Annotated in this window: 12 protein-coding genes; 5 read left to right on the forward strand and 7 right to left on the reverse strand. The window is 72.5% G+C overall.

What is annotated here, in order from left to right:
- Window positions 1–96: 96 nt before the first annotated feature.
- From whiA to uvrC, 4 genes are read right to left on the reverse strand one after another with little or no spacing between them, the layout of a single operon-like run.
- Window positions 97–1,086: a DNA-binding protein WhiA gene (gene whiA / locus ACSU6M_RS08245; RefSeq protein ID WP_437068326.1), complete on the reverse strand. Its 990-nt coding sequence runs from the start codon at window positions 1,084–1,086 to the stop codon at window positions 97–99.
- Entirely contained in the window at window positions 1,077–2,138 is a 1,062-nt protein-coding gene (locus ACSU6M_RS08250; protein ID WP_437068327.1) for a gluconeogenesis factor YvcK family protein, read from the reverse strand. Before ACSU6M_RS08250 ends, whiA begins: the two co-directional genes overlap by 10 nt.
- A complete protein-coding gene (rapZ, locus tag ACSU6M_RS08255; RefSeq protein WP_437068329.1) occupies window positions 2,135–3,154 on the reverse strand; it encodes an RNase adapter RapZ in 1,020 nt (339 codons plus the stop codon). The genes ACSU6M_RS08250 and rapZ overlap by 4 nt, the downstream gene beginning before the upstream one ends.
- Complete coding sequence (gene uvrC / locus ACSU6M_RS08260; RefSeq protein WP_437068331.1) at window positions 3,151–5,274, reverse strand: excinuclease ABC subunit UvrC; 2,124 nt, start codon at window positions 5,272–5,274, stop codon at window positions 3,151–3,153. Before uvrC ends, rapZ begins: the two co-directional genes overlap by 4 nt.
- Window positions 5,275–5,808: 534 nt before the next feature.
- On the opposite strand from uvrC, the gene ACSU6M_RS08265 reads away from it, so the two are divergent.
- Window positions 5,809–6,756, forward strand: coding sequence for a hypothetical protein (locus ACSU6M_RS08265; RefSeq protein WP_437068333.1), 948 nt, complete (start codon window positions 5,809–5,811; stop codon window positions 6,754–6,756).
- Window positions 6,757–6,778: 22 nt separating this feature from the next.
- Here ACSU6M_RS08265 and ACSU6M_RS08270 read toward each other — a convergent pair whose 3' ends face one another.
- Complete coding sequence (locus tag ACSU6M_RS08270) at window positions 6,779–7,219, reverse strand: Rieske (2Fe-2S) protein (RefSeq protein WP_437068335.1); 441 nt, start codon at window positions 7,217–7,219, stop codon at window positions 6,779–6,781.
- Window positions 7,220–7,541: 322 nt separating this feature from the next.
- On the opposite strand from ACSU6M_RS08270, the gene ACSU6M_RS08275 reads away from it, so the two are divergent.
- Together ACSU6M_RS08275 and ACSU6M_RS08280 are read left to right on the forward strand one after the other, a co-directional pair.
- Window positions 7,542–8,672 carry a LacI family DNA-binding transcriptional regulator gene (locus tag ACSU6M_RS08275; protein WP_437068337.1) on the forward strand — a complete coding sequence of 377 codons (1,131 nt, stop codon included), beginning with the start codon at window positions 7,542–7,544 and terminating at the stop codon, window positions 8,670–8,672.
- Window positions 8,669–9,586: a carbohydrate kinase family protein gene (locus ACSU6M_RS08280; protein WP_437068338.1), complete on the forward strand. Its 918-nt coding sequence runs from the start codon at window positions 8,669–8,671 to the stop codon at window positions 9,584–9,586. Before ACSU6M_RS08275 ends, ACSU6M_RS08280 begins: the two co-directional genes overlap by 4 nt.
- Window positions 9,587–9,601: 15 nt before the next feature.
- Here the strand turns inward: ACSU6M_RS08280 and ACSU6M_RS08285 are convergent, their stop codons facing one another.
- Complete coding sequence (locus ACSU6M_RS08285; protein ID WP_437068339.1) at window positions 9,602–10,465, reverse strand: helix-turn-helix domain-containing protein; 864 nt, start codon at window positions 10,463–10,465, stop codon at window positions 9,602–9,604.
- A gap of 101 nt (window positions 10,466–10,566) precedes the next feature.
- Here ACSU6M_RS08285 and ACSU6M_RS08290 point away from each other — a divergent pair, with 101 nt between their 5' ends.
- Window positions 10,567–11,130, forward strand: coding sequence for a YceI family protein (locus tag ACSU6M_RS08290; protein WP_437068340.1), 564 nt, complete (start codon window positions 10,567–10,569; stop codon window positions 11,128–11,130).
- 242 nt (window positions 11,131–11,372) lie between these two features.
- Here ACSU6M_RS08290 and uvrA read toward each other — a convergent pair whose 3' ends face one another.
- Window positions 11,373–14,420 (reverse strand): excinuclease ABC subunit UvrA, encoded by a 3,048-nt coding sequence (gene uvrA / locus ACSU6M_RS08295; RefSeq protein WP_437068342.1) that lies wholly within the window; start codon window positions 14,418–14,420, stop codon window positions 11,373–11,375.
- 222 nt (window positions 14,421–14,642) lie between these two features.
- Between uvrA and ACSU6M_RS08300 the strand changes: the two genes are divergently transcribed.
- The gene (locus ACSU6M_RS08300; protein WP_437068344.1) at window positions 14,643–15,329 is read left to right on the forward strand and encodes a maleylpyruvate isomerase family mycothiol-dependent enzyme; all 687 of its coding nucleotides are present in this window, start codon (window positions 14,643–14,645) and stop codon (window positions 15,327–15,329) included.
- Window positions 15,330–15,385 lie beyond the last annotated feature (56 nt).

The raw sequence follows: 15,385 nt of genomic DNA on the forward strand, positions 1-15,385 counted from the left end.
CGAAGATCGTTTCAAGACCGCCTGCCCGGACACGCGAACGCGCCGGCGCCCGGGAAGAGCGGGCGCCGGCGCGTTCGTGTCCGTACGGCGCGAGGGTCAGCCGGCGAGGTTGTCGGCCAGCTCCTCGGAGAGGTTGGCCTCCGTGCCCGGGATCCCCAGGTCGGCGGCGCGCTTGTCGGCCATGGCCAGCAGGCGGCGGATACGGCCCGCCACCGCGTCCTTGGTGAGCGGCGGGTCGGCGAGCGCGCCCAGCTCCTCCAGGGACGCCTGCTTGTGCTCCATGCGCAGCCGGCCGGCGGCGGCCAGGTGCTCGGGGACCTCGTCGCCGAGGATCTCCAGCGCGCGGGCCACCCGGGCACCGGCGGCGACCGCCGCGCGGGCGGAGCGGCGCAGGTTCGCGTCGTCGAAGTTGGCGAGACGGTTCGCCGTGGCCCGCACCTCGCGGCGCATCCGGCGCTCCTCCCAGGCCAGCACCGACTCATGGGCGCCGAGCCGGGTGAGCAGCGCGCCGATCGCGTCGCCGTCGCGGACCACGACCCGGTCCACGCCGCGCACCTCGCGGGCCTTCGCCGCGATCGACAGCCGGCGGGCGGCGCCGACCAGCGCGAGCGCGGCCTCGGGGCCGGGGCAGGTGACCTCCAGGGAGGAGGAGCGGCCGGGCTCGGTGAGCGAGCCGTGCGCCAGGAAGGCGCCCCGCCAGGCGGCCTCGGCGTCACAGGTGGCGCCGGAGACCACCTGCGGGGGCAGGCCGCGGATCGGGCGGCCCCGCCCGTCGACCAGGCCGGTCTGCCGGGCCAGCTGGTCGCCGCCCGCCACCACGCGCACCACGTAGCGCGAACCGCGGCGCAGTCCGCCCGGCGCCATCACGATCAGCTCGGAGCTGTGGCCGAAGATCTCCAGGATGTCCCGCTTGAGGCGGCGGGCCGCCATCGCGGTGTCCAGCTCCGCCTCGATCACGATGCGCCCGCTGACCAGGTGGAGGCCGCCGGCGAACCGCAGAATGGCGGAGACCTCCGCCTTCCTGCAGCAGGTCCGGGTGACGGGGAGCCGGGAGATCTCGTCCTTCACCGCTGCCGTCATCGCCATGGGCCGATCCTTCCATGCATCCGAAAAATACGGTCGTACGCGGCGGCCAGGAGCTCCGCGTCGTGCCGCGGGGTCCCGTCGGGCCGCGCGACCGGCGCCAGCTCGACCGCGGCCCCGAACCGTTTGGCGGCGTCGGTCAGCGAGTCGCGGTCGGGCACGGCGGCCTCGTCGGCCAGCACCACGTCCAGGGCGAGTTTAGGGGCGTGTCGTCCCAAAACCTCCAAATGACGCTGCGGGGAGAAACCGTCGGTTTCCCCGGGCTGCGGAGCGAGGTTCAGGGAGAGGACCCGGCGGGCCTTGGTCTCCATGAGGGCGTCGAGGAGGTCGGGCACCAGGAGGTGCGGGATGACCGAGGAGAACCAGGAGCCTGGGCCCAGTACCACCCAGTCCGCGTCCAGCACGGCGGCGACGGCCTCCGGGACGGCGGGCGGGTCGTGCGGCACCAGGTGCACCGACTGGACCTCGCCCGGCGTGAGGGCGACGGTGGCCTGGCCGCGGACGATGTCCACGTCCTCCGGCCGGTCCGGGTCGTGCCCCTTGACCAGGGCCTGGAGCTCCAGCGGCACGGCGGACATGGGCAGCACGCGCCCGTGCGCGCCGAGCAGCTTGCCGACCAGGTCGAGGGCCTGGACATGGTCGCCGAGCTGCTCCCACAGGGCGACGATCAGCAGATTGCCGACCGCGTGCTCATGCAGGTCGCCCTTGGACTGGAAGCGGTGCTGGATGACCCTGGCCCAGGTCTGGCCCCAGTCGTCGTCGCCGCACAGCGCGGCCAGCGCCTTGCGCAGATCGCCGGGCGGCAGGACGCCCAGCTCGTCGCGCAGGCGCCCGCTGGAGCCGCCGTCGTCGGCCACGGTGACGACGGCGGTGAGGTCACCGGTGATCCGGCGCAGCGCGGCGAGCGAGGCGGACAGGCCCATGCCGCCGCCGAGGGCGACCACCTTGGGCTGGCGGCGGCGTGCCCGGCCGCCGCGGGCCTCGGCGGGCCGGCCGGCGCGCGCCTCGGGCACCGCCCGGCGCAGCCGGCCCAGCCGTGGAGTACGTCGCGTCATTCCCGTCCCATGTCCCGGTGCACGACCACCGTCTCCACGCCCTCCGCCGCCAGACGCGCGGCGAGCTTCTCCGACATGGCCACCGAGCGGTGCTTGCCGCCCGTACAGCCGATGGCGATGGTCACGTACCGCTTGCCCTCGCGGCGGTACCCGGCCGCGATCAGCCGCAGCAGTTCGGCGTAGCGGTCGAGGAACTCCTTGGCGCCGGGCTGGTTGAAGACGTACGCCGCGACCTCCTCGTTGACGCCGGTGTACGGGCGCAGCTCCGGGACCCAGTGCGGGTTGGGCAGGAAGCGCATGTCGGCGACGAGGTCGGCGTCGACCGGCAGGCCGTACTTGAAGCCGAACGACATCACGGTGGCCCGCAGCTCGGGCTCCTCCTCGCCGGCGAACTGGGCGTCCATCTTGGCGCGCAGCTCGTGCACGTTGAGGCTGGAGGTGTCGATCACCAGGTCGGCGTCGCCGCGCAGCTCGCGCAGCAGTTCGCGCTCGGCGGCGATGCCGTCGACGATGCGGCCGTCGCCCTGGAGGGGGTGCGGGCGGCGCACGGACTCGAAGCGGCGCACCAGGGCCTCGTCGGAGGACTCCAGGAAGACGATCCGCCGGGTGACGTGCTTGGCCTCCAGGTCGGCGAGGGACTCGCGGAGGTTGTCGAAGAACCGGCGGCCGCGCACGTCGACGACGACCGCGATCCGCGCCACGTTGCCCTGGGAGCGGGCGCCCAGCTCCACCATGGTGGGGATCAGGGCGGGCGGGAGGTTGTCGACGACGAACCAGCCGAGGTCCTCCAGGCACTTCGCGGCCGTGGAGCGGCCCGCTCCGGACATGCCGGAGATGATCACCAGCTCGGGGATGGCCGCGTCCGGGATCCCGGCCGCCGTGATGTCCTGGCTCACCTGTGCTCCGTTGTCGGGGAGGGCCTGCCGGTCGTCGGCGGCCTCCTGGTGCTCACGGCCCGCGGCGGGCCGTGGTTCCTGCTCTCGATCGCCTGTCGGCTGCGTCTCGTGGTCGGTCATGTCTCCTGCCCCCGTCGCTCCTGTGGGGCGCCCGTGGGCACGGGCTCCCCCGGGGTGTCCGCCGTCGTCTCGGGCACCCCGTCGTCCATGTCTTCCATGATCTCTCCAGTCGCCGTGTTCACGGCGGGTGCGGCCGGGGCCGCCTGGGCGAGGGCCACGGCGATGGTCTCGGCGGTCTTGCGGCCGATGCCCGGAACCTCACAGATCTGATCGATTGTCGCGGATCGGAGCTTCTTCACCGAACCGAAGTGCTTGATCAGCGCCTGTCTGCGTGTCTCGCCCAGTCCCGGTACGTCGTCCAGGGGGCTCGACCGCAGGCGCTTGGACCGCTTGCTGCGCTGGTAGGTGATGGCGAAGCGGTGGGCCTCGTCCCGGACCCGTTGCAGCAGGTAGAGACCCTCGCTGGTGCGGGGCAGCACCACGGGGTCGTCGTCGCCGGGCAGCCAGACCTCTTCCAGCCGCTTGGCCAGGCCGCACACCGCGATGTCGTCGATGCCGAGCTCGTCCAGGGCGCGCTGGGCGGCCGCGACCTGGGGCTGTCCGCCGTCGACGACGACGAGCTGCGGCGGGTAGGCGAACTTCTTGGGGCGGCCGTCGTCCTCGGTGAGGGTGCTGAGGGCGGCGGCCTCGCCCGGGCTGACCGGGGAGCCGGGCTCCTCGGAGCCGCTGTCCTGGTCTCCCGCGAGGGTTCCGTCGGCCTCGGCCCACTCCCCCGTGCGCTCCTTCTCGGCCAGGTAGCGCCGGAAGCGGCGGGTGATCACCTCGTGCATGGACCGGACGTCGTCCTGGCCGGCGAAGCCCTTGATCTGGAAGCGGCGGTACTCGCTCTTGCGCTGGAGACCGTCCTCGAAGACGACCATGGAGGCCACGACGTCGTCGCCCTGGAGGTGGGAGATGTCGTAGCACTCGATGCGCAGCGGGGCGCTGTCCAGACCGAGGGCGTCGGCGATCTCCTCCAGCGCGCGCGAGCGGGTGGTGAGGTCGGAGGCGCGCTTGGTCTTGTGCAGGGCGAGCGCCTGCTGGGCGTTGCGCTGCACGGTCTCCATCAGAGCCTTCTTGTCGCCGCGCTGCGGGATGCGCAGCGAGACGGCCGACCCGCGCCGCTGGGTGAGCCACTGCTGGACCGGCTCCACCGGGTCGGGCAGGGCGGGGACCAGGACCTCCTTGGGGACGCTGTCGCCGGTCTCCTCGCCGTAGAGCTGCTGGAGGGCGTGCTCGACGAGGGCGCCGGTGGTGATCTCCTCGACCTTGTCGGTGACCCACCCGCGCTGGCCGCGCACGCGTCCGCCCCGCACGTGGAAGATCTGCACGGCCGCCTCCAGCTCGTCCTCGGCGACGGCGATCAGATCGGCGTCGGTCGCGTCGGCGAGCACGACCGCGTTCTTCTCCATGGCCTTGCGCAGGGCCTCTATGTCGTCGCGCAGCCGGGCGGCCCGCTCGTACTCCATGTCCTCGGCCGCCTCCATCATCTGCTTCTCCAGGCGGCGGAGGTAGGTGCCGGTGCGGCCGGTCATGAAGTCGCAGAACTCGTCGGCGAGTTCGCGGTGGTCCTCGGGGTCGATCCGGCCGACGCAGGGGGCGGAGCACTTGCCGATGTAGCCGAGCAGACAGGGGCGGCCGGTGCGGGCGGCGTTCTTGAACACCCCGGCCGAGCAGGTGCGCACCGGGAAGACGCGCAGCAGCAGGTCGACGGTGTCCCGGATCGCCCACGCGTGCGCGTACGGCCCGAAGTAGCGGACGCCCTTCTTCTTGTGGCCGCGCATGACCTGGACACGCGGGAACTCCTCGTTCATCGTCACCGCGAGGTAGGGGTAGCTCTTGTCGTCGCGGTACTTGACGTTGAACCGGGGGTCGTACTCCTTGATCCAGGAGTACTCCAGCTGCAGGGCCTCGACCTCCGTGGACACGACGGTCCACTCCACGGACGCGGCCGTGGTGACCATGGTGCGGGTGCGCGGGTGGAGGCCCGCCAGGTCCTGGAAGTAGTTCGCCAGGCGCTGGCGCAGGCTCTTCGCCTTTCCGACGTAGATCACCCGGCGGTGCTCGTCGCGGAACCGGTACACCCCGGGGGAGTCCGGGATCTCACCCGGCCTGGGGCGGTAGCTGGAGGGGTCGGCCATGTCTCACACCCTACTGGCGAGCAGTGACACTCCGGTGGGGCTGTGGACAAGCGTCCGGGATCGTCGATCGGCAGTCCGGGGCGGGGTGCCGGACCGGGGTCGGGAGGGCGGGGCGCCGGACGCGGTCTGGGAGCAGCGGGGCGGCCGGAGGAGGTCGGAGGAGCGGGACGGCGGGCGCCCGGCGCGCCCGGAAGGGGCCTGGTGACGCTGCCGGAGGGCGCCTGGTGACGCTGCCGGGGGGTGCCTGGTGAGGCTGCCGAAGGGTCCCGAGCGGGACGGGGGAATCTCCGGTCAATCGGCCGCTCCCCGTGTCGACTTGGTCCCTTGGTGACACGGCGTGGCCCATAGTGCGCCGCGGTTGGCCCCGCGGTGTTGTCGGGACCAGGTCAACACGCTTCAATGCGGGGGAACTCGGGGCCGTGCACGACGGCGCGCGGACGTGAGGAACCTCCCGGCGCCGTGACGGGGTGGCCCCGGCAGCACTCGCGTGAACGGTCTGACCAGCCGTTGTGAACCACACAGAAAGGCCCCCGCATGCCGCACGCCACACAGCACGCGGACGTCGCCCCCACGGAACTGGACTCGGCTCTGCGCGGCGGCCCCTTCCATGTCGCCCTGCGCGCCGCCATCGCCGCCCGTGGTCTGCCGTTGCAGCGCGTGCAGCACCATCTGTCGCGCTACGGGGTGAGAGTGGGCGTGACCAGCCTGAGCTACTGGCAGCAGGGCGCCCGCCGACCGCAGCGCCCCGAGTCGCTGCGGGCCGTCCGCGCGCTGGAGGAGATACTCCAGCTGCCGGACGAGTCCCTGATCCGGCTGCTCGCCAAGGCCGACGACGGCACCCCCGGCCAGCACCCCGCCGCCCGCTCCTACCGCTCGCTGGTGGAGGCATCCGGCGTCCTGGAGCGCCTGCTGCGCGAACTGGAGTCCCCACGGGACGGCGGACTGCACATGCTCGGCCACCACGAGCAGGTCCGCATCGGGGCGCGCCGCCAGCTGCTCCGCCGCGAGTCCCACCACGTCGTGCGCGCCCACCGCGACGGGGTGGACCGTTTCCTCGCCGTGCACCAGGGCGACCCCGGCTGCGCACCCGAGCACATGTCCGTGCACGCCCTGGAGAACTGCCGTACCGGCCGGATCCGCCGCCACCACGACACCGGCGTCCTGGTCGCCGAACTGCTCTTCGACACGCGCCTGCGCGCGGGCGACACCTTCCTCTTCCGGTACGCCGTCCAGGACGGCACGGCCGGTGTCTCGTACGAGTGCGTGCGCGGTTTCGGTCCCCCCGGCGGTCAGTACGTCCTTCAGGTGCGGTTCGACGAGCGCGCCCTGCCGGTGCGCTGCCACCGGTTCACCCAGCACTCCGCGGCGGCCCCGCGCAGCGGCCGTCAGGCGCTGCCGCTGACCGCCCGCCACCACTGCGCCCACCTCGTGGAACCCCGGGTGCGCTCCGGGATCGTCGGGATCGGCTGGGACTGGGAGTAACCGGTCCCCCGCGGCGCCGCCGTCAGACCTCGGGCCCCGCGACGACCCTGCCGTTCTCCACCCTGACCGGCAGCTCCGCCAAGGGGACCGTCGCCGGGCGTTGCAGCACCTCTCCGGTCGTCGCGTCGAACCTGCTGCCGTGGCAACGGCACACCAGGGTCGTGCCCTCCAGGTCGCTGATGGGGCAGCCGCCGTGGGTGCAGATCGTGCTGTACGCCTTCAGGGTGCCGTCCGCGGTCCGGCTGACCACCACGTTGTGGTCGAGGTGCAGATCGGCGCCGTCCTCGGCGACCTCGCCCTCGGCGCCGAGGTCCACGGGCGCGGTCGGCCCGGCGGGCCTCCGCTCAGCTCCCGCGCCCGGCGAGCAGGCGGTGAGCCCCGCGGCCGTGGCCAGGCCGGCGACCGGGGTGAGGGCCGCTCCGCGCAGGACGGTACGACGGCTGGCGGACGGGCGGCCGGGCATGCGGAACTCCACTGGTCGGGGGCGGTGCGGCCGACGATACCGGGAGGGGGTGGGGGTGGGTCGGGTGGGTCACCTGTGAGACGTAAACGCTTGCGTAAGCGTTTACGTCGGGCGCCGAATGGGATACGTTCCCGCCCTGAAGGCCGATGGTGGCGAGCGCCGTGGGTCAAGGCCGGCGGTGGCAGTCCGTGGGTCAAGGCCGACGGTGGCGAGTCGTACGGCAAGGCCGACGGTGGTGATCCGCAGGTCGTGGCGGGCCGCCGTTGAAAGCCCACCGCGGCGGGCGCCGGTCCGCCGTGGCCCGCGTCGAGGAGGGGTGTGCATGCCGACCATGGCCGATGTCGCGCGCAGCGCAGGCGTCTCCGTGGCGACCGTCTCGCATGTGCTCAACGGCACCCGGCCCGTGCTGCCCCACACCCGGCAGGCCGTACTGGACGCCGTCGAGCAGCTCGGGTACACGCCCAACACGCTGGCCCGATCGCTGGTGACCTCGCGCACCCGCTCCATCGGCCTCGCGGTGTCGGCGATCAGCAACCCGTACTTCACGGAGATCCTGCAGGGCGTCGAGGCGAGCGCCCTGGAGCAGGGCTACAGCCTCCTGCTCGCGGATCCGCACGACGACCCCGGCCATGAGCGCAAGGTGGTCCAGCTGCTGCACGAGCGCCGGGTGGACGGCGTGATCGTCGCCCCGTCCGCGGACCCGCGCGAGCTGGTCGCCTACCTGCGCCGCCATGACGTACCGGCGGTGTTCCTGGACCGGCTGGCCGGCACCCGCGCGGACGGCGGCCCGCCCTTCGACCAGGTGTGCGCCGAGAACGCCGGGCCGATGGCGGAGCTGGTCACCCATCTCGCGGGGCTGGGGCACCGCCGGATCGGCCTGGTCGCCGGTCTGCCCGGACTGAGCACCACGAGCGAGCGGATCACCGGCTACCGGCACGGCCTGGCCGCCGCGGGCCTCCCCCACGACGAGCGGCTGGTGGTCCACGGCGACTCGGCCGCGACCGGCGGTGAGCGCGCGACCGCCGCCCTGCTGTCCCTCGGCGCTCCACCGACCGCGCTGGTCACCGCCAACAACGCGATGACCATCGGCGCGCTGCGCGCCCTGCGCGACCGGGGGCTGTCCGTCCCGGACGACATCGCCCTGTGCTGCTTCGACGACTTCGCCTGGGCCGACCTGTTCTCCCCGCGGCTCACCGCGATCGCCCAGCCCAGCAGGGAGATCGGCGCGCGGGCGGTCCAGGTCCTGCTGGACCGGCTCGCCGAGCCCGGGCGCCCGGCCCGGACCGTCCGGCTCCCGTGTGCCTTCGTGCACCGCACCTCGTGCGGATGCCCCGAGCGGCCGTCCGCCCGGCAGACCTCTTCCCAGCAGACCTCTTCCCAGCAGCCCCTTTCGCAGCAGACCTTTTCGCAGCAGACCTTTTCCGAGCAGCCCCCGAAAGGAACCGCATCGTGATCGTCGTCGCCGGTGAGGCCCTGATCGACCTGGTACCGCGGGGCACGGGTGCCCTCGCCGACCTGCGGCCCGCGCTCGGCGGCGGCCCGTACAACACGGCCGTGGCCCTCGGCCGCCTCGGCTCCCCCACCGCCTTCTGCTCGCGCACCTCGGAGGACCCCTTCGGTGAGGCGCTGCTGGACGGGCTGCGGCGGGCCGGAGTGGACGTGTCGGGTGTCCAGCGCGGTCCGGAGCCGACCACGCTCGCCGTCGCCACGATCGACGACGGCGGTTCGGCCGCCTACTCGTTCTACGTCGACGGCACCGCCGACCGCATGTTCAGCACTCCCGCGGCGCTGCCGGCCGGGACCCGCGCGGTGTCCTTCGGGACCTGCTCACTCGTACTGGAGCCGGGGGCGAGCGCGTACGAGGAGCTGATGCGGACGGCGGCGGCGCAGGGCGTGTTCACCGCCCTCGACCCGAACATCAGGCCGGGCCTGATCCCGGACGCGGACGCCTACCGGGCCAGGTTCCGCGGCTGGCTGCCGTCCGTGTCGCTGCTCAAGCTGTCCGAGGAGGACGCCCTGTGGCTGGGCGGCAGCCCGAAGGAGTGGCTCGCCGCCGGGCCCTCCGCCGTCGTGATCACCCACGGCGGCGACGGGCTGAGCGCGTTCACCCCTGACGGCGCGGTGCACTCCGTGCCCGGCGAGCAGATCGACGTCGTGGACACCATCGGCGCCGGGGACACGGTGAACGCGGCCCTGCTGCACGGGCTGGCCGTACGGGACGCCCTGTCCGCCGAGGGGGTCGCCGGCCTCGGGCGCGACGGGTGGACCGAGCTGCTGCGGTTCGCGGCGCGCGCGGCGGCGATCACGTGCTCACGGGCGGGGGCGGAGCCGCCGTACGCCCATGAGCTGGAGGCCGTGCGTCCCTGACGAGCCCCGAGGAGGTCAGCCCGCGTCCCCCACCGCGCGCAGCGCGCCGGGGCGGCGGCCGGTGAGGTGGTCCAGGGCGGTGGCCGTGGCGTCGTCGGCGGGCAGGTGCACCACGACGTGCTGGCCGTCGTCCGGCAGCGTGAGCGTCTCGTGCAGCAGCCGCAGCGGCCCGGCCTCGGGGTGCTCGATCTGCTGGGTCCCGACGCTGCGGGGCGTCACGGCCAGGTCCGCGAACCGGTCGGCGAACTCCGCCCCCGCGATCACCGTCAGCTCCTCGGCCAGCTCGGTGAGGTAGGGGTCGCGCAGGGGTACGGCGTGCCGCAGGCGGGCGATCAGGTCGTCGGCGACGCGGTCCCAGTCGGGGTAGGCGGTGCGGGCGCGCGGGTCGGTGAACAGGTGGCGGAGCAGATTGGGGCGTTCCGCGTCGAGCAGCCCGATCGGGCCGAACAGGAGTGCGTAGCCGTCGGTGTGGGCGATGACGTCGCCGATCCAGTTGATCACCGCGGCCGGGGCGGGCTCCAGGCGGTCGAGCACGGCCCGTACGGTGGGCCGCGGGGTGCGGCTGAGCGGCGGTGCCGCCGCGCAGAGCAACGGGTCGCCGCCCTCCGCCTCCTTGGTCAGGCGGCGCAGCAGGACGCGGTCGGTCAGGGACAGGTTCAGCGCGTCGGCGAGCGCTCCGAGCACCTGGGGGGAGGGGTTGCGGTCGCGGCCCTGTTCGAGCCGGGTGAGGTATTCGACGCTGATGCCGGCGAGCATGGCCAGTTCGGCGCGGCGCAGACCGGGCGTACGGCGTCGGGGGCCGGCGGGCAGACCCACCTCGGCCGGGGTGACGGCTTCGCGCCAGGTGCGCAGGAACGTGCCCAACTCGTTGTCGCTCACGACGTCGAACGTACCAATCGCCGCGCGCCGAAGGGTGGCCCCGCGACTACCAGGCTCAGCCCGGTCTCCCTCCGGAGCCGCCGACTCCGCAGGGTGGAGGCATGACACATGACACCGCTGCTTCCACCGCTGTCCCCGCCCTGCCGCTCGTTCCGGGCCACTGGGCCCTGGATCCCTTCCACTCCTCCGTCAACTTCGCCGTTCGCCACCTCGGCATCGCCAAGGTGCGCGGGCAGTTCACCTCCCTGCGCGCCGAGCTGTACGTGGGGCGGACGGCGGAGGAGATCCGGGTGTCCGCGACGGTCGACCTGGCCTCGATCGACACCGGGAACCCCGACCGGGACGCGCATGTGCGCGCTCCCGACCTGCTGGACGTGGCCAGGCGCCCCACCATGACGTACCGCTCGACCCGGGTGTCGGGCGAGGGCGAGGACTGGACGATGGAGGGTGAGCTGACGATCGGGGACGTGACCCGGCCGGTGACGTTCGCCGTGGAGTTCGGCGGGCTGGTCGACGTGCCGATGGACGGCAGCCGGCATGCCGGGTTCGAGGCGACGGGCGAGATCCGGCGCAGCGAGTTCGGGCTGGACTTCGCCCCCGGTCTGCTCGGGGACGTGATCAAGGTCCAGCTCGACATGCAGTTCGTGGAGCCGAAGGAGGCGTGAGGACGCGCCGACGCCTCGGGCCCCGCGGGAGCTGTCCCGCGGGGCCCGAGGCGTCATGGGGTCGGAGGCGTCGTGGCCCCCTGTCCGTGCGGCCGGCCTCGGCCGACGTCAGCCGTGGGCCACTCGGTCTTGGGCGACCTCGGTCTCGGCCGGCGCCGGTCTCGGCCGACGTCAGGTCTCGGCCGACGCCGTACACGGCTGACGTCGTACACGGCCGACGTCGGCCTCGGGGCCGCGCCGCGTCAGGCCTTGGGCGACCTCGTCGACTTCTTGGCGGCCGCCTTGGTGGCCGTCTTCGTCGCGGTCTTCTTCGCGGTCCCGGCCTTCTTGGCCGCGGCCGTGCTGTCGACCGCCTTGGTGGCCGTCCTACGGGCGGTGGACTTGGCGGCGACGGTCTTCTTCGCCGGCGCCTTCGAGCGCGCCGCGGGAATGGCCGCGTCGCTGATCCGGTCGGCGCCGAGGATCTCCCGCAGGAACTTGCCGGTGTGGCTCGCCGGGACCCCGGCGACCTCCTCCGGCGTGCCCTCGGCGACGACCAGGCCGCCGCCCGCGCCGCCCTCGGGACCCATGTCCACGATCCAGTCCGCGGTCTTGATGACATCGAGGTTGTGCTCGATGACGATGACCGTGTTGCCCTTGTCGACCAGTCCGGCGAGGACCTTCAGCAGCTTGCTGATGTCCTCGAAGTGCAGACCGGTGGTCGGCTCGTCCAGGACGTAGACGGTACGGCCGGTGGAGCGCTTCTGCAGCTCGCTGGCGAGCTTGACGCGCTGCGCCTCACCGCCGGACAGCGTGGTCGCGGACTGGCCCAGGCGGACGTAGCCGAGACCGACGTCGTGGAGGGTCTTCAGGTGGCGGTTGATCGCCGGGACCGCCTCGAAGAAGTGCATCGCCTCCTCGATCGGCATGTTCAGGACCTCGGCGATGGACTTGCCCTTGTAGTGGACCTCCAGGGTCTCCCGGTTGTACCGGGCGCCGTGGCAGACCTCGCACGGGACGTAGACGTCCGGGAGGAAGTTCATCTCGATCTTGATGGTGCCGTCACCGGCGCAGTTCTCGCAGCGGCCGCCCTTGACGTTGAAGGAGAAGCGGCCCGGCAGATAGCCGCGCACCTTCGCCTCGGTGGTCTCCGCGAACAGCTTGCGGATGTGGTCGAAGACGCCGGTGTACGTCGCCGGGTTCGAGCGCGGGGTGCGGCCGATGGGCGACTGGTCGACGTGCACGACCTTGTCGACGAGGTCGTCGCCGTCCACGCGCGTGTGCCGCCCCGGAACATTGCGGGCACCGTTCAGCTCGCGCGCGAGGTGCGTGTAGAGGATGTCGTTGACCAGCGTCGACTTGCCGGAGCCGGAGACGCCGGTGACGGCGGTGAAGACGCCGAGCGGGAAGGAGACGTCGATGTCCTGGAGGTTGTTCTCGCGGGCGCCGTGCACCGTGAGCTGCCGGGACGGGTCGATCGGGCGGCGGATGTCGGGTACCGGGATGGCCTTCTTGCCCGACAGGTACTGCCCGGTCTGGGACTCGGCGTTGGCGAGCAGTTCCTTCAGGGAGCCGCTGTGCACGACCTTGCCGCCGTGCTCGCCGGCGCCGGGGCCGATGTCGACGATCCAGTCGGCGACCTTGATGGTGTCCTCGTCGTGCTCGACGACGATGAGCGTGTTGCCCATGTCGCGCAGCCTGACCAGGGTCTCGATCAGCCGGTGGTTGTCGCGCTGGTGCAGACCGATGGACGGCTCGTCGAGGACGTAGAGCACGCCGACGAGTCCGGAGCCGATCTGGGTGGCCAGGCGGATGCGCTGGGCCTCGCCGCCGGAGAGGGTGCCGGCCGCGCGGTTGAGCGAGAGGTAGTCGAGGCCGACGTCGACCAGGAACCGCAGCCGTTCGTTGACCTCCTTCAGCACGCGCTCGGCGATCTTCTTGTCGCGGGCGCTGAGCTTGAGCTCGCCCAGGAAGTCCGCGCAGTCGCTGATCGACATCGCGGAGACCTCGGCGATCGACTTCCCCATGATCGTGACCGCGAGGACGATCGGCTTCAGGCGCGTGCCCTCACAGGTGGGGCAGGGCACCTCGCGCATATAGCCCTCGAAGCGCTCACGGCTGGCGTCGGACTCGGCCTCGCTGTGGCGTCGCTTGACGAACGGCACGGCACCCTCGAAGGGGGTGGTGTAGACGCGCTCGCGGCCGTACCGGTTGCGGTAGCGCACCTCGATCTGCGTCTTGTGCCCGTACAGCAGGGCCTTCTTGGCGCGCTGGGGCAGACCGGCGAACGGGATGTCCGTACGGAAGCCGAGGGCGTCGGCGAGGGCGCCGATCAGGCGGCCGAAGTAGTCCTTGGTGTGGCCGTGCGACCAGGGGTGGATGGCGCCCTCGTCGAGGGACTTGTCCTCGTCCGGGACGATCAGCTCCGGGTCGACCTCCATGCGCGTGCCGATGCCGGTGCACTCGGGGCAGGCGCCGAAGGGCGAGTTGAAGGAGAAGGAGCGCGGCTCCAGTTCCTCGAAGGAGAGGTCGTCGTACGGGCAGTACAGGTGCTCCGAGTACATCCGCTCGCGCTCGGGGTCGTCCTCGGGGAGGTCGACGAAGTCGAGCACGACCATGCCGCCGGACAGGCCGAGGGCGGTCTCGACGGAGTCGGTGAGGCGGCGCTTGGCGGAGTCCTTCACGGTGAGGCGGTCGACGACCACCTCGATGGTGTGCTTCTCCTGCTTCTTCAGCGTGGGCGGGTCGGACAGCTGGATGGTCTGGCCGTCCACGCGCGCGCGGGAGTAGCCCTTGGTCTGGAGATCGGCGAAGAGGTCGACGAACTCGCCCTTGCGCTCGCGCACCAGCGGCGACAGCACCTGGAAGCGGCTCCCCTCCGGCAGCTCCAGGACCTTGTCGACGATGGCCTGCGGCGACTGGCGCGAGATGGGCCGGCCGCACTCGGGGCAGTGCGGCTTGCCGATGCGCGCGAAGAGCAGACGGAGGTAGTCGTAGACCTCGGTGATGGTGCCGACCGTGGAGCGCGGGTTGCGCGAGGTCGACTTCTGGTCGATGGAGACCGCGGGCGAGAGGCCCTCGATGAAGTCGACGTCCGGCTTGTCCATCTGGCCGAGGAACTGGCGCGCGTACGAGGAGAGCGATTCCACATAGCGGCGCTGGCCCTCGGCGAAGATGGTGTCGAAGGCCAGGGAGGACTTGCCCGACCCGGACAGGCCCGTGAAGACGATGAGCGAGTCACGGGGCAGGTCGAGCGAGACGTTCTTCAGGTTGTGCTCGCGCGCGCCACGGACGATGAGACGGTCGGCCACGCCGGTCCGCACCTTTCTTGAGAGAAGTGACAGGGGCGGGGCCCCCGTCTTTCCCAGACTAGGGGGAGCCACTGACAGCGCCGGTCGGATTCACCGGTTGTCAACAATCCCCGGCCTTCCAGCATGCCCGACGCCGAGACCGACCATATAGCACGTGCATTCGATTTGCGGGCGTGGCCGGAGTCCTTCACCCGAACGTGTGGCGGCACTAAGGTCAGCACCATGATTGATCACGCTCATGACCTGGCCTCTGTACAGGACGCGACCGAGCGGCTCCTCACCGCAGTCGCCAAGCTGGACAACGCCGCTGTGGCGGAACCGTCACGCCTGCCCGGCTGGAGCCGGGGCCATGTGCTCGCCCACCTCGCGCGCAACGCGGACGCGCTCGTGAACGTCCTGGAGGGGCGCCCCATGTACGTCTCCGCCGAGGCCCGTGACGCCGACATCGACGAGGGCGCCCCGCGTCCCCTGCAGGCGCAGCTGACGGACGTGCGCGAGAGCGCCGCCCGCCTCCGGGCGGCGGCCGAGGTGCCCGCCGACTGGTCGCGCACGGTGGAGCTGCGCAACGGTGTGACCGACACGGCGGCCCGCCTGCCGTTCCGGCGCTGGGTCGAGGTCGAGCTGCACCACGTGGACCTCGGGATCGGCTACGAGCTGGAGGACCTGCCGGCGGAGTTCACCGAGCGGGAGATCGACTTCCTCGCCGACCGGTTCTCGGGGCACCCCGACGTCCCGCCGACCCGGCTGACCGACGGCACGCGCGCGTGGAGCACGGGCCGGGCGGCGGAGCGGCCCGAGGTGACGGTCACCGGCACCCCCGCCGACCTGCTCGGCTGGCTCGCCGGACGCCGGGACGGCTCGGCCCTGTCGGTGGAGGGCGGCTCCCTGCCGAAGCTGCCGCCGCTGTAGCGCGGCGACGGGCGGGCGCCCCTGGGGCGAGACCTCCTCCGCGGGCCCCGCCCACC

Source organism: Streptomyces sp. enrichment culture (assembly GCF_964272895.1).
Taxonomy (GTDB): domain Bacteria; phylum Actinomycetota; class Actinomycetes; order Streptomycetales; family Streptomycetaceae; genus Streptomyces.

Coding starts and splice junctions, on each gene's coding strand:
- ACSU6M_RS08290 (WP_437068340.1), top strand. CDS start 10,567: ATGACACATGACACCGCTGCTTCCACCGCTGTCCCCGCCCTGCCGCTC.
- ACSU6M_RS08270 (WP_437068335.1), bottom strand. CDS start 7,219: ATGCCCGGCCGCCCGTCCGCCAGCCGTCGTACCGTCCTGCGCGGAGCG.
- rapZ (WP_437068329.1), bottom strand. CDS start 3,154: ATGACCGACCACGAGACGCAGCCGACAGGCGATCGAGAGCAGGAACCA.
- ACSU6M_RS08265 (WP_437068333.1), top strand. CDS start 5,809: ATGCCGCACGCCACACAGCACGCGGACGTCGCCCCCACGGAACTGGAC.
- whiA (WP_437068326.1), bottom strand. CDS start 1,086: ATGGCGATGACGGCAGCGGTGAAGGACGAGATCTCCCGGCTCCCCGTC.
- uvrC (WP_437068331.1), bottom strand. CDS start 5,274: ATGGCCGACCCCTCCAGCTACCGCCCCAGGCCGGGTGAGATCCCGGAC.
- ACSU6M_RS08300 (WP_437068344.1), top strand. CDS start 14,643: ATGATTGATCACGCTCATGACCTGGCCTCTGTACAGGACGCGACCGAG.
- ACSU6M_RS08250 (WP_437068327.1), bottom strand. CDS start 2,138: ATGACGCGACGTACTCCACGGCTGGGCCGGCTGCGCCGGGCGGTGCCC.
- ACSU6M_RS08275 (WP_437068337.1), top strand. CDS start 7,542: ATGCCGACCATGGCCGATGTCGCGCGCAGCGCAGGCGTCTCCGTGGCG.